Annotated in this window: 13 protein-coding genes; 9 read left to right on the top strand and 4 right to left on the bottom strand. The window is 71.2% G+C overall.

The annotated features are described in order from the left end of the window. The first annotated feature begins 151 nt into the window (after positions 1 to 151). From egtA to egtD, 4 genes are read left to right on the top strand one after another with little or no spacing between them, the layout of a single operon-like run. The gene (egtA, locus tag ACGFX9_RS21830) at positions 152 to 1,546 is read left to right on the top strand and encodes an ergothioneine biosynthesis glutamate--cysteine ligase EgtA (protein ID WP_393474318.1); all 1,395 of its coding nucleotides are present in this window, start codon (positions 152 to 154) and stop codon (positions 1,544 to 1,546) included. After that, positions 1,543 to 2,871 (top strand): ergothioneine biosynthesis protein EgtB, encoded by a 1,329-nt coding sequence (gene egtB, locus ACGFX9_RS21825; RefSeq protein ID WP_393474315.1) that lies wholly within the window; start codon positions 1,543 to 1,545, stop codon positions 2,869 to 2,871. Before egtA ends, egtB begins: the two co-directional genes overlap by 4 nt. After that, positions 2,871 to 3,626 (top strand): ergothioneine biosynthesis protein EgtC, encoded by a 756-nt coding sequence (gene egtC / locus ACGFX9_RS21820; protein WP_393474312.1) that lies wholly within the window; start codon positions 2,871 to 2,873, stop codon positions 3,624 to 3,626. The genes egtB and egtC overlap by 1 nt, the downstream gene beginning before the upstream one ends. Then, the gene (gene egtD, locus ACGFX9_RS21815) at positions 3,623 to 4,585 is read left to right on the top strand and encodes an L-histidine N(alpha)-methyltransferase (protein ID WP_393474309.1); all 963 of its coding nucleotides are present in this window, start codon (positions 3,623 to 3,625) and stop codon (positions 4,583 to 4,585) included. The genes egtC and egtD overlap by 4 nt, the downstream gene beginning before the upstream one ends. A 21-nt stretch (positions 4,586 to 4,606) precedes the next feature. Here the strand turns inward: egtD and ACGFX9_RS21810 are convergent, their stop codons facing one another. Next, positions 4,607 to 5,860 (bottom strand): extracellular solute-binding protein, encoded by a 1,254-nt coding sequence (locus ACGFX9_RS21810; protein WP_393475374.1) that lies wholly within the window; start codon positions 5,858 to 5,860, stop codon positions 4,607 to 4,609. A gap of 271 nt (positions 5,861 to 6,131) precedes the next feature. On the opposite strand from ACGFX9_RS21810, the gene ACGFX9_RS21805 reads away from it, so the two are divergent. After that, on the top strand, positions 6,132 to 6,353 hold the full coding sequence (locus ACGFX9_RS21805; protein WP_361831529.1) for a dodecin: 222 nt from the start codon (positions 6,132 to 6,134) through the stop codon (positions 6,351 to 6,353). Between the two features lie 16 nt (positions 6,354 to 6,369). On the opposite strand, the gene ACGFX9_RS21800 is transcribed toward ACGFX9_RS21805, so the two are convergent. Beyond that, positions 6,370 to 6,858 carry an HAD family acid phosphatase gene (locus ACGFX9_RS21800; protein WP_393474306.1) on the bottom strand — a complete coding sequence of 163 codons (489 nt, stop codon included), beginning with the start codon at positions 6,856 to 6,858 and terminating at the stop codon, positions 6,370 to 6,372. Between the two features lie 78 nt (positions 6,859 to 6,936). Here ACGFX9_RS21800 and ACGFX9_RS21795 point away from each other — a divergent pair, with 78 nt between their 5' ends. The 3 genes from ACGFX9_RS21795 (at position 6,937) to ACGFX9_RS21785 (ending at position 11,457) form a co-directional block, all read left to right on the top strand. Further along, entirely contained in the window at positions 6,937 to 7,950 is a 1,014-nt protein-coding gene (locus ACGFX9_RS21795; RefSeq protein ID WP_393474303.1) for an LLM class flavin-dependent oxidoreductase, read from the top strand. A gap of 42 nt (positions 7,951 to 7,992) precedes the next feature. Continuing rightward, the gene (locus tag ACGFX9_RS21790; protein ID WP_393474299.1) at positions 7,993 to 10,338 is read left to right on the top strand and encodes an ATP-binding cassette domain-containing protein; all 2,346 of its coding nucleotides are present in this window, start codon (positions 7,993 to 7,995) and stop codon (positions 10,336 to 10,338) included. Between the two features lie 249 nt (positions 10,339 to 10,587). Beyond that, positions 10,588 to 11,457, top strand: coding sequence for a family 16 glycosylhydrolase (locus tag ACGFX9_RS21785; RefSeq protein ID WP_393474296.1), 870 nt, complete (start codon positions 10,588 to 10,590; stop codon positions 11,455 to 11,457). Positions 11,458 to 11,472: 15 nt separating this feature from the next. On the opposite strand, the gene ACGFX9_RS21780 is transcribed toward ACGFX9_RS21785, so the two are convergent. Next, positions 11,473 to 12,417, bottom strand: a complete 945-nt coding sequence (locus ACGFX9_RS21780) for a DMT family transporter (RefSeq protein ID WP_393474293.1) — start codon at positions 12,415 to 12,417, stop codon at positions 11,473 to 11,475. A 154-nt stretch (positions 12,418 to 12,571) separates the two neighbouring features. Between ACGFX9_RS21780 and ACGFX9_RS21775 the strand changes: the two genes are divergently transcribed. Next, on the top strand, positions 12,572 to 13,024 hold the full coding sequence (locus ACGFX9_RS21775; protein ID WP_393474290.1) for an Lrp/AsnC family transcriptional regulator: 453 nt from the start codon (positions 12,572 to 12,574) through the stop codon (positions 13,022 to 13,024). 11 nt (positions 13,025 to 13,035) lie between these two features. On the opposite strand, the gene ACGFX9_RS21770 is transcribed toward ACGFX9_RS21775, so the two are convergent. Next, positions 13,036 to 14,541: an FGGY-family carbohydrate kinase gene (locus tag ACGFX9_RS21770; protein WP_393474287.1), complete on the bottom strand. Its 1,506-nt coding sequence runs from the start codon at positions 14,539 to 14,541 to the stop codon at positions 13,036 to 13,038.

Genomic DNA, 14,541 nt, shown 5'->3' with positions numbered 1-14,541 from the left:
GCATCGGCTTCGCTCCAAGGGCACTCTTGTGCGAACGGCCGACAAGGTCTTGGGTGGGACGGGCGCTGCCAACTCGGTCGACCCCATATCGAGTTGACCGGGTGGTCCGCAACCGCTGGACCAGGCAGAACTTGAACAGGAGGACCCCTGCATGCCCGAGGGCGACTGTACGACGTACCGCTCGCACTACGGTGCCGCGGTATCCGAGGCCGAAGCGGAGGCGCTGGTCAGCGGCATCTGCTTCAAGACAGGACCACCTAGGATCACCGGCGTCGAACTGGAATGGCTGATCCACGAGCCGCACCGGCTCCATCTACCCGTAGCCCCCGCCCGCCTCGAAGCGGCCTACGCCGCACTGCGGGCCCTGCCCCTGCACTCCCTGATCACGGTCGAACCAGGCGGCCAGCTGGAGCTCAGCTCGCTCCCCGCCGCCTCGCTGATGGAGTGCGTGTCCGCCGTATCGGCCGACCTGTCCGTCGTACGCGACCGACTCGCCTCCCTGAATCTGACGCTCACCGGACTCGGTGCCGATCCCTGGCGCCCGCCGTCCCGCATCCTGCACCGGCCGCGCTATGACGCGATGGAGTGCTATCTCGACCGCGCGGGACCGGCGGGCCGCCGCATGATGTGCTCCACGGCCTCCGTGCAGATCTGCCTGGACGCGGGGCACGAGGAGCCGGGACCGCTCGGCTACGGGCGGCGCTGGCGGCTCGCGCATCTCCTTGGCCCGGTCCTTGTCGCCGCGTTCGCCAACTCACCCGTCCAGGACGGCCGCTCCACGGGCTGGCGCTCCACGCGGCAGGCCGTGTGGGCCTCGATCGACCCGGGCACGTCGAGCGCGCCGCCGCTGGACATGGAGCCGCGGGCGGCCTGGACGCGGCACGCCCTGGACGCTCCGGTGATGTGCGTCAGAGCCGGGGGCGAGGACGGGGACGAGGAGGACGGGGCTCCCTGGACCGTCCCGGAGGGGCTGACCTTCCGCGGGTGGGCCCGCTCGGGCGGCGGGCCGCGCCCGCCTACGCGCGGGGACCTCGACTACCACCTGACCACGCTCTTCCCGCCCGTACGCCCGCGCGGCCATCTGGAGCTGCGGATGGTCGACGCCCAGCCCGGCGAGAACGGCTGGATCGTGCCGCTCGCGGTGACGAGCGCGCTGTTCGACGATCCTGAGGCCGCCGAGACCGCCTACCGCACCGTGAAACCGCTGGCCGAGCGCGATTGCCCGCCCGGCGCACCCGCGGCCCCCCGCAGCCCGCTGTGGCTGGACGCGGCACGGCACGGGCTCGCCGACCCGGAGCTGCGCGAGGCCGCCGCCGCCTGTTTCGCGGCCGCCGCCGATGCGCTGCCCCGGATGGGCGCGAGCGCCGAGGTGCTGGAAGCCGTCGACGCGTACGCCGAGCGGTATGTCGCACGGGGCCGCTGCCCGGCGGACGACCTGCTCGACGGGCCGCTGGAGGAGCGGCTGGACGAACGGTTGGACGAGCGGTTGGCCGGACACCTGGACGAGCACCACCACCACGAGCACGAGAAGGGCAGCATCCGATGACCGGAACCGTCAGCGACCCCGAATCGCTTCGGGAGCGCGCCCTGGCGGCGCTCCTCGCCGCCCGGGACCGTACCTCGCTCCTCACCACGTGCGTCGAGGAACCCGAACTGACCGCTCAGCACTCGCCGTTGATGTCACCGCTGGTCTGGGACCTGGCGCACATCGGCAACCAGGAAGAGCTGTGGCTGCTGCGCGCGGTGGCGGGCCGCGACGCCATGCGGCCCGAGATCGACGGCCTGTACGACGCGTTCGAGCACCCCCGCTCCGAGCGGCCCAGCCTGCCGCTGCTCGCGCCCGCCGAGGCCCGCCGTTACGCGGCCGAGGTGCGCGGGCGCGCCCTTGACGTCCTGGAGAGCACACCGTTCCGCGGTTCGCCGCTGACCGATGCCGGCTTCGCGTTCGGCATGATCGCGCAGCACGAACAGCAGCACGACGAGACGATGCTGATCACCCATCAGCTGCGCTCGGGACCCACGGCTCTGACCGCGCCGGACCCCGCGCCCGCGCCGCGGTTCAACGGACCCGCCGAAGTCCTCGTACCCGGTGGCCCGTTCACGATGGGCACCTCCACCGAGCCGTGGGCGCTGGACAACGAGCGTCCCGCACACCGCCGTCTCGTCCCGCCGTTCTTCATCGACACGACGCCGGTCACCAACGGCGAGTATCAGCGCTTCATCGCCGACGGCGGCTACGAGGAGCAGCGGTGGTGGGCCCCCGCGGGCTGGGACATGGTGCGCGGCAACGGGCTCTCGGCGCCGCTCTTCTGGCGCCGCGAGGCAGGCCAGTGGCTGCGCCGCCACTTCGGGACCGTCGAGGTGGTGCCGCCGGACGAGCCGGTCCTGCACGTCAGTTGGTACGAGGCGGACGCGTACGCCCGGTGGGCGGGCCGGCGGCTGCCCACCGAGGAGGAGTGGGAGAAGGCGGCGCGCCACGACCCGGCGGCCGACCGCTCGACGCGCTACCCGTGGGGCGACGCGGACCCCACGCCCGAGCACGCGAACCTGGGCCAGCGCCATCTACGCCCGGCCCCTGCGGGCAGCTACCCCGCGGGCGAATCCCCGCTCGGCGTACGCCAGTTGATCGGCGACGTGTGGGAGTGGACGTCGAGCGGCTTCCTGCCCTATCCGGGGTTCGCCGCCTTCCCCTACCCCGAGTACTCGGACGTCTTCTTCGGCGGCGACTACAAGGTGCTGCGCGGCGGGGCTTTCTCGGTGGACGAGGTGGCGTGCCGGGGTACGTTCCGCAACTGGGACCACCCGGTGCGGCGGCAGATCTTCTCCGGGTTCCGCACCGCGCGCGACGCGGGCCCGGCGGAGGGAGCCTGATGTGCCGTCACCTCGCGTTCCTGGGCCCCGAAGAGCCGCTCGGCAAGCTTCTCGTGGACCCCGCGCACAGTCTGTTCCGGCAGTCATGGGAGCCCAGGCAGCAGCGCTACGGGACCGTCAACGCCGATGGCTTCGGCGTGGGCTGGTACGCCGAAGGCGACCCTGTGCCTGCCCGCTACCGCCGTCCCGGGCCGATCTGGGGCGACCAGTCCTTCGCGGACCTCTCCCGGGTCGTCCGCTCCGGTGCCATGCTCGCGGCGGTGCGCGATGCCACCGTGGGGGGCGCGGACGGGGAAGCGGCGGCGGCGCCGTTCGCGGCCGGGACGTGGCTGTTCAGCCATAACGGCGCCGTCGCGGGCTGGCCACGCTCGCTCGCGCCGCTGTCCCGGCTGCTGCCTCCCGCCGATCTGCTCTCGATGGAGGCACGGTGCGACTCCGCGCTGGTGTGGGCGCTCGTCCTGCACCGGCTGCGCGGCGGCGACGACGAGAGCCAGGCGCTCGCGGACACCGTCGTCGAGGTCGCCGCGGCGGCCCCCGGGTCGCGCCTGAACCTGCTGCTCACCAACGGCGAGACGATCACGGCGACGGCCTGGGGCGACACCCTCTGGTATCTCACCGAACCGGGCCGCCGCACCGTCGTGGCCTCCGAGCCCTACGACGACGATCCGCACTGGCGTCAGGTGCCCGACCGCACCCTGCTCGCCGCCAGCCGTACCGATGTCCTGCTGACCCCGCTCAAGGAGCCCACCGAGTGAGCCCGTTCCAGTTGACCCGCACCCTTCCCGAGGACGCCACCGACGCCGCCCTGCGGGCCGATGTCCTGCACGGCCTCACCCACACCCCCAAGACGCTGCCGCCCAAATGGTTCTACGACGCGCGGGGCAGCGCCCTCTTCGACGAGATCACCACGCTGCCCGAGTACTACCCGACGCGCGCCGAGCGCGAGATCCTGCAGACGCGCGCCACGGAGATCGCCGGGGCGACGGGGGCGCGCACGCTGATCGAGCTGGGCTCTGGCTCCTCGGAGAAGACCCGCCACCTGATCGACGCGCTGCCCGGCCTGCACACATACGTCCCTGTGGACGTGAGCGAGAGCGCCCTCACCGGCGCCGCGAACACCCTGATCGCCTCGCGCCCCTCGCTCAACGTGCACGCCCTGATCGCCGACTTCACCCGCGGCCTGGCCCTGCCGGGGGCGCCGGGCCCGCGCCTGGTCGCGTTCCTGGGCGGCACGATCGGCAACCTGCTGCCCGCCGAGCGCACCGCGTTCCTGGCGTCGGTACGGACCCTGCTCTCCCCCGGTGACGCGCTGCTGCTCGGCACGGACCTGGTGAAGGACGAGTCGGTCCTTGTCTCGGCGTACGACGACGGGGCGGGCGTCACGGCCGCCTTCAACAAGAACGTCCTGACCGTCATCAACCGCGAGTTGGGCGCGGACTTCGACCCCGACGCGTTCTCCCACGTGGCCGTCTGGGACCGCGAACACGAGTGGATCGAGATGCGTCTGCGTTCCCTGGCCGCCCAGACGGTGAAGGTCCCCGCGCTCGACCTGACGGTCGACTTCGAACGCCACGAGGAGATGCGCACGGAGATCTCTGCCAAGTTCAGGGAGGCCGGCGTGCGCTCCGAACTGTCAGCGGCGAACCTGAAGTTGACGCATTGGTGGACGGACGAGAGGGCCAGGTTCGCGCTGTCGCTGAGTGTGGCGGACTGAGAACGACCGCCCCACGCCCCCTCAGGGACCGGTCACGTCCAGTTCCTGGGTGATCCGGCGCGAGGCCTTCTTGGCCTCCGCCGCCGGGTCTCCGCCGCCCAGCACCTTGCTCATGTACGTCTTGATCGGGTTGTCCGCCTCCACGGCGGCCCACTTGGGCGAGGCGGGAGTGGCCCGGCCGCGGGCCGCTCCCGTCGCCATTGCCGCGGCGCCGGGTTCTCCCGCCACGGCCGAGGCGAGCGTCGTCTTGTTCGGTACGTAGTTCATGGTGCGGGCGAGTTCCGTCTGCCATTTCTTCCCGGCCAGGGCCTCGATCACGGCGACCGCCCCCTTGCGGTCGTCCGTCTTGCCCCGCACGACGAGATCGGAGCCGCCGGTGAACACGGCCCCGGGTTTCGCCGCCGTCTTCCCCGGGATCGGGAAGTAGCCGAGCTTTCCCTTCAGGCCAGGGTTCGCCTCTTCGATGGCCCGCGCCGTTCCGGGCACGGCGACGATCTGCGCCACGTCCCCCTTGGCGAACACCCCGGCCTGCGGCGGATGCTCCTCGTCCGCGCCCCGTGGCCCCTTCCCCAGCGCCTGCAACCGCCGGTAGAACTCCATCCCCCGCAGGGCCGCGGTGGAGTGCAGGCTGCCCTTCCATACGCCGCGGGATCCCTCGGCCTCCTCGGCCAGCTCGCCGCCCTCGTCCCAGATGAATCCGGCCAGGGTGTACCAGTCCTGGCCCGCCAGATAAATCCCCTGCTGGCCCCCGGAGTTGAGCCGCTCCGTGGCGGCGATCCACTGTGCGCGCGTCTTCGGCGGCTGCTCGATCCCGGCCCGCGCGAAGAGGTCCTTGTTGTAGATGACTACGCGGTTGGCGGCATACCAGGGGACGCCGTACTGGCTGCCGTTGTACCGCCCCGGCTCGGCAAGACCCGGCAGCCAGTCCTTCATGCCGAGGTCGCGCGCGGACTCCAGTGTGAGGTCGTAGAGCCCGCCCTCGTCGACGTACTGGGCGACCTGCGTGTTGCCTACCTCGATGACGTCGGGACCGTCCTCGGCCTTGAGCGCGGCCTTGACCTTGCCGCCGACGCCGGTCCACTCCTGGAGGCGTATCTCCAGGTCGATGTCGCCCTGCCGCTTCTCGAAGTCCGCGGTGAACCGCTTGACGAACTCCGCCGACGCGCTGCCCCGCATCAGCCAGACGGTCACCGTCCGACGCTCCTCTCCCCCGCCCGGCAGGGCCCCGCACCCCGGCAGCAGCACCGTGGCGGCGAGGGCGAGGGACAAGGACATGGCGGCGCGGCGGGAGTGCTTCACGTGGGTCACTTTCTTCCTGCGGACAGGGGAAGGTCGGCCCGACGCGGGGGGTGAGCTCATGGCTCGAACGGGTACGGCTGGATTTTGGTCTGTACCAATGGGCTGGTCAAGGGTTTACGGCCCGGATCAAGGGTTCACGGCCCGGATCGGGCCAGGCGCACCATCGAACACGTCCATCACCTCGCGCACCGACGCTCCGTGGGGCACGGTGGAGTGACGTCACCCCACGGCCGAGAGGAACACCCTCATGTCCGACCACACCTACCGGGTCACCGAGATCGTCGGCACCTCGCACGAGGGCGTCGACCAGGCGATCCGCAACGGCATCGCCCGCGCCTCGCAGACGCTGCGCTCGCTGGACTGGTTCGAGGTCACCCAGGTGCGCGGTCACATCGAGAACGGCGAGATCGAGCACTACCAGGTGGGCCTGAAGGTCGGCTTCCGCCTGGACGACGGCGACAGCGCCTGAGTACGCCCCTGAGCGGTCACGTCCGCCCCTCGCGCTCCTGAGCGTCCTTCAGCGCGGCGGACGTGCTCGCCCAGCGCGCCCGTACGACCCTGAACCCCGCACGCTCGGCCTCGTCGCACACCAGCTCGTCGTCGTCCACGAGGACGCGGACCTCGCGGGTCCTGGCGATCTGCCGGAGGATCTCCAGCTTGGTACGACGGGCCGGGCGCCGGTCGTCGTTGCGGCGCATCCAGATGTGCCCCTCCGGGAGACCCTGTGCCGCGAGCCACGCCACGGTGTCCTCGCGGCACCGTTCGGGCCTGCCCGTGAGGTAGACGACCTCGCACTCCCGCGCGCTCTCAAGGACCAGGGCCACGCCCTGCCCCAGCGGCGGATCGTCCGGCGCCGCCGCGAAGAAGGCGTTCCAGTCGCGCGGCTTCTTCTCCAGGTGGCGCTGCCGGTGCGCGGTGTCCGCGAGCGTGTTGTCCAGGTCGAATACGGCCAGTGGCCTGCTGTCTTCCGTCACGCGCACAGCCTAAGCAGGTTCCGCGGCAGTCGACCGCGGCGGCGGGAATCCTGGCGCCGCTCAGGCGTTGAACCCTCTGTGAGCTCAGTGATCGAAGCAACGCGGTTCTCCGTCCTCGACCGTTCCCGCACCCGCGAGGGGCACGACGGTCCCGAGGCCCTGCGCGACACCGTGCGCCTGGCCAAGGAGCTCGAAGAGCTGGGTTACCACCGTCTCTGGGTGTCCGAACACCACGCGGTGCCGGGCGTCGCGGGCTCCGCGCCGACCGTTCTCGCCGCGGCCGTCGCCGCCGCGACACGCACCATCCGGGTCGGCACGGGCGGTGTGATGCTGCCGAACCATCAACCGCTCATCGTCGCCGAGCAGTTCGGTGTCCTCGAATCGCTCTTCCCCGGCCGGATCGACATGGGGCTCGGCCGCTCGGTCGGCTTCACCGACGGGGTGCGCAGGGCGCTGGGCCGCGACAAGCACGACGCCGATGACTTCGCGGCACAGCTCACCGAACTCCTGGGCTGGTTCGCGGGCACGTCGGACACGGGAGCGCACGCCAGGCCCACCGAGGGCCTGAGTGTCCCGCCGTTCGTCCTGGCCATGGGCGAAGGCGCCACCATCGCGGCCGAGGCCGGCCTTCCGATGGTCATCGGCGACCTCAGGAGCCGCGAGAAGATGCTCCGCGGCATCGAGCACTACCGCGCGTCCTTCCGCCCCTCGGCCTGGTCGAGCGAGCCGTACGTCGTCGTCTCGGGCACGATCGCCGTGGCCGAAACGCCCGAGGAGGCCCGCCGCCTGCTGATACCGGAGGCCTGGTCGATGGCGTACTCCCGCACCCACGGCACGTTCCCGCCGCTGCCCCCGGCCGAGCGGATCGAGTCACCGGCGACGACGATGACCGACAAGGAGCGCGGCTTCTACGAGCAGGGCCTCGCCGGCCACATCCACGGCACGGAGGAGCAGGTCGCCGACGAACTCGAGACCCTGATCAAGGAGAGCGGCGCACAGGAAGTGCTGGTCACGACCAGTACGTACGACCGTCAAGGCCTGCGCGACTCCTTCCGGCGCCTGGCCCGGGTCGCGGGCCTGACCGCGACCTAGAATCGTGGGGTTTGCCCCCGAGCCACGTACGGAGTCCGCCCCATGCGCAGCCCCCACGATCCGTTCGTACGTGTCCGGGGTGCCCGCGAGCACAATCTGCGGGACGTGGACGTGGACATCCCGCGTGACGTCATCGCCGTCTTCACCGGTGTCTCCGGCTCGGGCAAGTCCTCGCTCGCCTTCGGGACGGTCTACGCGGAGGCCCAGCGCCGCTACTTCGAGTCCGTCGCCCCGTACGCCCGTCGGCTGATCCACCAGGTGGGAGCGCCGAAGGTCGGCGAGATCACCGGCCTACCACCCGCGGTCTCGCTCCAGCAGCGCCGCTCGGCGCCCACCTCCCGCTCCTCGGTGGGCACCGTCACCAACCTGTCGAACTCGCTGCGCATGCTTTTCTCCCGCGCCGGCACCTACCCGGAGGGCGCCGAGCGGCTCGACTCGGACGCCTTCTCGCCGAACACGGCGGCCGGGGCCTGCCCGTCGTGCCACGGCCTGGGCCGTGTGCACCGCACGACCGAGGAACTCCTGGTCCCCGACCCGGCCCTCTCCATCCGCGAGGGCGCCATCGCCGCCTGGCCCGGCGCCTGGCAGGGCAAGAACCTCCGCGACGTCCTGGACGCCATCGGATACGACGTCGAGCGTCCCTGGCGGGAGTTGGAGCAGGCGGACCGCGACTGGATCCTGTTCACGGACGAGCAGCCGGTGGTGACCGTGCACCCGGTGCGGGACGCCGGGCGCATCCAACGCCCGTACCAGGGCACGTACATGAGCGCCCGGCGCTATGTGATGAAGACGTTCTCGGACTCCAAGAGCCAGACTCTGCGCGCCAAGGCCGAGCGTTTCCTGCAGAGCGCGGACTGTCCCGCGTGCGGCGGCAGCAGGCTGCGCCCGGAGGCGATGGCGGTCACGTTCGCGGGCCGCACGATCGCCGATCTGGCCGCGCTGCCCCTGTCGGAGCTTGCCAAGTCCCTTGAGCAGGCGGCAGGTTCGGAGGCGGCCCGTGTGCTGAGCGAGGATCTCCTTGCCCGCATCGCCACGATCACCGAGCTGGGCCTTGGCTATCTGAGCCCGGACCGCGCCACGCCGACTCTCTCGGCGGGCGAGCTGCAGCGGCTGCGGCTCGCGACCCAGCTCCGCTCGGGTCTCTTCGGCGTCGTGTACGTCCTGGACGAACCGTCGGCCGGGCTGCACCCGGCGGACACCGAGTCCCTGCTCACCGTCCTCGACCGGCTCAAGGCCGCGGGCAACTCGGTCTTCGTCGTGGAGCACCATCTCGATGTCGTACGCCACGCGGACTGGCTCGTCGACGTGGGTCCGAACGCGGGTGAGCACGGCGGTCAGGTGCTGCACAGCGGCCCGGTGGCGGACCTCGAGGGCGTCACGGAGTCCGCGACGGCCCGCTTCCTCTTCGACCGCGAGCCCGCCGCGGTACGCGAGGTGCGCGTCCCGCACGGCTGGCTGAAGGCCGGCCCCGTGAGCCGGCACAATCTGCGCGATGTGAGCGCCGAGTTCCCGCTCGGCGCCTTCACCGCGGTCACCGGTGTCTCCGGTTCGGGCAAGTCCACGCTCATCGGCGAGATCACCGAGGAACTGGACGGCGTGGGACGTCTGGTGTCCGTCGACCAGAAGCCGATCGGCCGCACCCCCCGCTCCAACCTCGCCACGTACACAGGCCTCTTCGATGTCGTGCGCAAGGTCTTCGCGGCCACGGACGCGGCACGGACACGGGGCTATGGCGTCGGACGCTTCTCGTTCAATGTCGCGGGCGGGCGGTGCGAGACCTGCCAGGGCGAGGGGTTCGTGAGCGTGGAGCTGCTCTTCCTGCCCAGTACGTACGCGCCGTGCCCCGACTGCGGCGGTGCGCGCTACAACCCCGAGACCCTCGAAGTGGCGTACCACGGACGGAACATCGCGGAGGTGCTCGACCTGACGGTGGAGGCCGCCGCGGACTTCTTCGCGGACACCCCGGCCGTCGCCCGCAGCCTGCGGACACTCCTGGACGTGGGGCTCGGCTATCTGCGCCTGGGGCAGCCCGCGACGGAACTCTCCGGCGGCGAGGCGCAACGCATCAAGCTGGCCGCCGAGTTGCAGCGGATCCGGCGCGGGCACACGCTCTACCTCCTGGACGAGCCGACGACCGGGCTCCACCCTGCCGACGTCGAGGTCCTGATGCGTCAGCTGCACGGCCTGGTCGACGCGGGCCACTCGGTGGTGGTCGTCGAGCACGACATGGCGGTGGTGGCGGGCGCGGACTGGGTGATCGACATGGGCCCCGGCGGTGGCGACGAGGGCGGGCGCGTGGTCGCGGCGGGGCCTCCGGCGGCGGTGGCGAGGGCCGAGGGGAGCAGGACGGCGCCGTATCTGGCGCGCGTGGTGGCGGGGGGCCGGTGAGGCCGACCCCGCGCCAACGTGAGCCGCACCAACGCGGTCCGCGCCCACTTGGTCGTCAACTTGGTCCGTCAACTTGGTCCGCACCAACTCCTTGACGGGGCCCAGGAGTCTGCCTTAAATCAAGTACTGAACTAAGCGCCGGGACCGATCGCCCGCCGCGTTCAGTTCTCGATGCCACCTTGTCATGCGCATGGCACACCGTAGACCTCGCACCCCCACAAGCTCGCCACCCCCACGTGAAGCGATGTGATGACTGTGCATACCTCCTGGCGCCGCCGCGCGGCACTCTCCACGGCCGCCCTGGCCTGCTGTGCCACGGCACTGGCCGGACTCCCCGCCGGAGCGTCGGCGGCCCCCTCCCCCGCACCCGCCGCCGCGGACCCCACGTTCACCGACGACTTCAACGGCCCCGCGGGCTCGGCGGTCGACGGCGGCAAGTGGCAGATCGAGACCGGCGACAACGTCAACAACCACGAGCGGCAGTACTACACCTCGGGCAACAACAACGCCGCCCTGGACGGCCAGGGCAACCTGGTCATCACCGCCCGCAAGGAGAACCCCGGCAACTACCAGTGCTGGTACGGCCGTTGTGAGTACACCTCGGCCCGGCTCAACACCTCGGGCAAGTTCACGCAGACGTACGGCCATGTCGAGGCCCGGATGAAGGTGCCGCGCGGTCAGGGCATGTGGCCGGCGTTCTGGATGCTCGGCGCCGACATCGGCAGCGTCGGATGGCCCAACAGCGGTGAGATCGACGTGATGGAGAACGTCGGCTTCGAGCCGGGCACCGTCCACGGCACACTCCACGGCCCCGGCTACTCGGGCTCGGGCGGCATCGGCGCGGGCTACACCCTGCCCGGCGGCAAGGCGTTCGCGGACGACTTCCACACGTTCGCGGTGGACTGGTCGCCGAACAAGGTCACCTGGTCGGTCGACGGCACCGTCTACCAGACCCGCACCCCCGCCGACCTGAACGGCAACAAGTGGGTCTTCGACAAGCCCTTCTTCCTGATCCTCAACCTCGCGGTCGGCGGCTATTGGCCCGGCGACCCGGACGGCAGCACCAGCTTCCCGCAGCAACTCGTCGTCGACTACGTCCACGTGACCACCAACAACTGACGGGAGCGGAACGGGCTAGCGCGCGGCCGGTGCGGCGGCCGCCTGCTCGTCCGGCTCCGCCGTGGCCCGTGCCCGCCGCCCTCGCTCGACCATGCCGAGCGCCACCCCGGCGACGATGATGGCGCCGCCCGCCACCTGGGCCGGGCGGATCGACTCCCCGTTGATCACGACGGCACCCAGGACGCCGAAGACCGGGACGAGGTTGAGGATGTTCACGGCGACGCTCGAAGCCATTCTGCGCAGGCCGTAGTTGTAGAGAAGGAAGCCGCCGACCGAGCACGCCACGGCCAGATGAACGAGCAGCGCCGATGCGGTCGCGTCCGGCATCCGCCAGTCACCGGCCTCAAGGAGCGACGCGAGCAGGAAGCCGGCCGCGCCCGCCAGGGTCTGGTAGTAGGTGACGCTCACAGCGTCCTGCCCGGCGCTCGCGCGCTTGCCGAGCACGTTGTAGCCGGCCCAGGCCAGCCCGCCGAGCAGCAACAGGATGTCGCCAAGCCAGCGCGAACTGCCGCCCACCTGGGCGCCGTTGCGTACGACGAGGAAGGCGCCGGCGGTGGCAAGGAGTACGCCCGTCACCCGCGGCAACGGCAACCGCGTACGGAAGACGAGCAGTTCGAGCAGCATCGTCATCAGCGGGTACGTGGCGACGATCAGCGAGGCGTCGGACGCCGTGGACATGTCGACGCCGACGTTCTCCAGGATGAAGTAGACGGTGATGCCGAGGAACCCGCTCAGGTAGAGCCGGCCCCGCTGCCGCGCGTCCGGCCGGCCCCGGCGGTGCCGGTTCATCCTCACCATCACGCACAGGACCAAGGCCGCCATGCTGAACCTGATGGCGCCGATGCTGAACGGGCCGACGTCCTCGAGCACCCGCTTGGTCACCGCGTACGAACTGCTCCAGAGCAACGCGGCGGCCACCACCGCGCATATCGCCCCCGCGCCGGGTCCTCGTCCGCGCATCTCAAGTCGCCTCTCTCCCAGTCGCCGAACACGCTGTCGCCGAACACGCCGTGGCCGAACAAACATCAGCCGATCTCGGAGGAGGTTAAGCAGATGACCGAAGGCCGCGCTTAGAATCCGAATTACCTTCGGAAACTGACAGGGTGAGGCGAGCGTGGACGAACTTGATTCGGCGTTGGTGCGGATGCTCCAGGAAGACGGTCGGCGCACCAACAGGGACATGGCCCAAGTGCTCGGCATCGCTCCCTCCACCTGTCTGGAGCGGATCCGGTCGCTGCGCCAGCGCGGCATCCTGACGGGGTTCCACGCGGAGGCCGACCTCACGGCGATCGGCCGCGGGCTGCAGGCCATGATCGCCGTACGGGTCCGCCCGCCGACGCGTGCGGTGATCGAGGCGTTCCAGGCGTTCCTCGTGCGGATGCCCGAGGTGATCTCGGTCTTCGTCCTCACGGGGACCGACGACTTCCTGGTGCACGTCGCCGTCCGTGACGCCGACCATCTGCACGCCGTGGTCCTGGACAAGCTGACGAAGCGGCCGGAACTCGCCGACGTACGGACGTCGGTGGTCTACAACCACATGCACAAGAAGGTTGTCGGGCCCATGTGATGGCCCCGTGATCAGTTGAGCCGCGCCAGGGCGTGGGCGGCCTCGCGGGTCGCCGGATACAGGTCCAGGTAGAGGCCGTAGAGCCGGTCGTAGACGGCCGACGCGGCGGGGTCCGCCGCGATCACCTCGACCGTCGGGTTCCAGTGCGCGATGTCGTCCGGCTCGGCCAGTCCTGCGCCGACCGCCGCCAGGAACGCGTCGCCGTACGCCGCGCCGATGGTGTGGCGCGGCAGGTGCTGCTCGCGGCCCGTCACGTCGGAGACGATCCGGGTCCACAGCGCGTGGGCGCCGCCGCCGACCGCGACCAGACGCTCGGCGGTGGCGCCCGCCTCCGTCATGGCGGCGAGATTGTGCCGGACGCCGTACGCGGTGGCCTCCAGCGCCGCCCGGTAGAGGTGACCGCGGCCGTGCCGCAGCGTCAGGCCGTGGACGAGGCCCCTGGCATCGGGGTCGAAGAGCGGGGTGCGCTCCCCCGCGAAGTACGGCAGCATCAGCAGCCCCTCGGCGCCGGGCGGCAACGCCCCTGCCTCCGCGGTCAGTTGCTCGTACGACGTGCCGGTGAGGTCACGCAGCCACCCGGTGACCGCCCCGGAGGTCGCCATGCCGGCGGCCAGACAGTACGTGCCGGGAAACGCCCCCGCCGTGCCCCACAGACGCGGGCTGGTCAGCGGCTCCCGCAGGATGCTCACCAGGAACATCGTCGTGCCGTACATGAGCATGAGGTCGCCCGGGGCGGCTACACCGACGCCGGTCGCCTCCGCCCAGGCGTCGACCGTGCCCGCGACGACCGGGGTGCCCGCGGGGAGGCCCGTGAGGGTCTCGGCCTGCGGGGTCACGGCGCCGACGACTTCGGACGGCCAGACCAGTTCGGGCCACTGGAGGCCAGGGGCGATCTCCTCGCAGCGCTCACCGATCCACTCCTGGGCGGCCAGGTCGTACAGCGGAGTGCACTGACTTGCCGAGTGGTGGTCGAGGACGTACCGGCCGGTGAGGCGGTGCACGAGGTAGGAACTCGCCATGTACCAGCGGCGGGTGCTCCGGTAGGCCGCGGGTTCGTGACGGCGCAGCCACGCGAGCTTCGGGCCGATCGCCTGGCTGGTCAGGGGCGAGCCGCAGCGGCGGATGATGTCGTCGGGCCCGTAGCGTTCGTTCTGCTCGGCGATCTCGGCCCCGGCCCGGGTGTCGACTCCGTACAGGATGGCCGGGCGGACCGGCGCGCCCTGCTCGTCGACGGGCAGCAGACAGGGGCCGATGCCGCTGACGCCGACCCCGGCGAGCGACTCGCCGGCGGGCAGCTCGGCCATCAACTCCCTTGCCAGGGACCGGAATTCGGCCCACCACACACTGTCGGCGTCGTGCTCGAACCAGCCGGGGCGCGGCGTGGACACCGCGTGCTCGCGCCGCGCCTGGGCGACGAGCGTGCCGTCGGGGCGGACGAGGACGCCCTTGGAGGAGGACGTCCCGATGTCGACGCCGAGCAGTAGGCCAGTGGGCGGTCGCCCGGTGGAGGAGGTCAT

The sequence above is a fragment of the Streptomyces sp. NPDC048436 genome (assembly GCF_043200355.1).
Taxonomy (GTDB): domain Bacteria; phylum Actinomycetota; class Actinomycetes; order Streptomycetales; family Streptomycetaceae; genus Streptomyces.
Note: the sequence above shows the minus strand (reverse complement) of the source record. Positions and strands in the feature narration are given on the sequence as shown.

Excerpts from the sequence above, each read along its gene's own strand:
- egtA (WP_393474318.1), top strand. The coding sequence starts at position 152 with ATGCCCGAGGGCGACTGTACGACGTACCGCTCGCACTACGGTGCCGCG.
- egtB (WP_393474315.1), top strand. The coding sequence starts at position 1,543 with ATGACCGGAACCGTCAGCGACCCCGAATCGCTTCGGGAGCGCGCCCTG.
- egtC (WP_393474312.1), top strand. The coding sequence starts at position 2,871 with ATGTGCCGTCACCTCGCGTTCCTGGGCCCCGAAGAGCCGCTCGGCAAG.
- ACGFX9_RS21810 (WP_393475374.1), bottom strand. The coding sequence starts at position 5,860 with ATGTCCTTGTCCCTCGCCCTCGCCGCCACGGTGCTGCTGCCGGGGTGC.
- ACGFX9_RS21805 (WP_361831529.1), top strand. The coding sequence starts at position 6,132 with ATGTCCGACCACACCTACCGGGTCACCGAGATCGTCGGCACCTCGCAC.
- ACGFX9_RS21790 (WP_393474299.1), top strand. The coding sequence starts at position 7,993 with ATGCGCAGCCCCCACGATCCGTTCGTACGTGTCCGGGGTGCCCGCGAG.
- ACGFX9_RS21785 (WP_393474296.1), top strand. The coding sequence starts at position 10,588 with ATGACTGTGCATACCTCCTGGCGCCGCCGCGCGGCACTCTCCACGGCC.
- ACGFX9_RS21780 (WP_393474293.1), bottom strand. The coding sequence starts at position 12,417 with ATGCGCGGACGAGGACCCGGCGCGGGGGCGATATGCGCGGTGGTGGCC.
- ACGFX9_RS21770 (WP_393474287.1), bottom strand. The coding sequence starts at position 14,541 with ATGACCTCCTCCACCGGGCGACCGCCCACTGGCCTACTGCTCGGCGTC.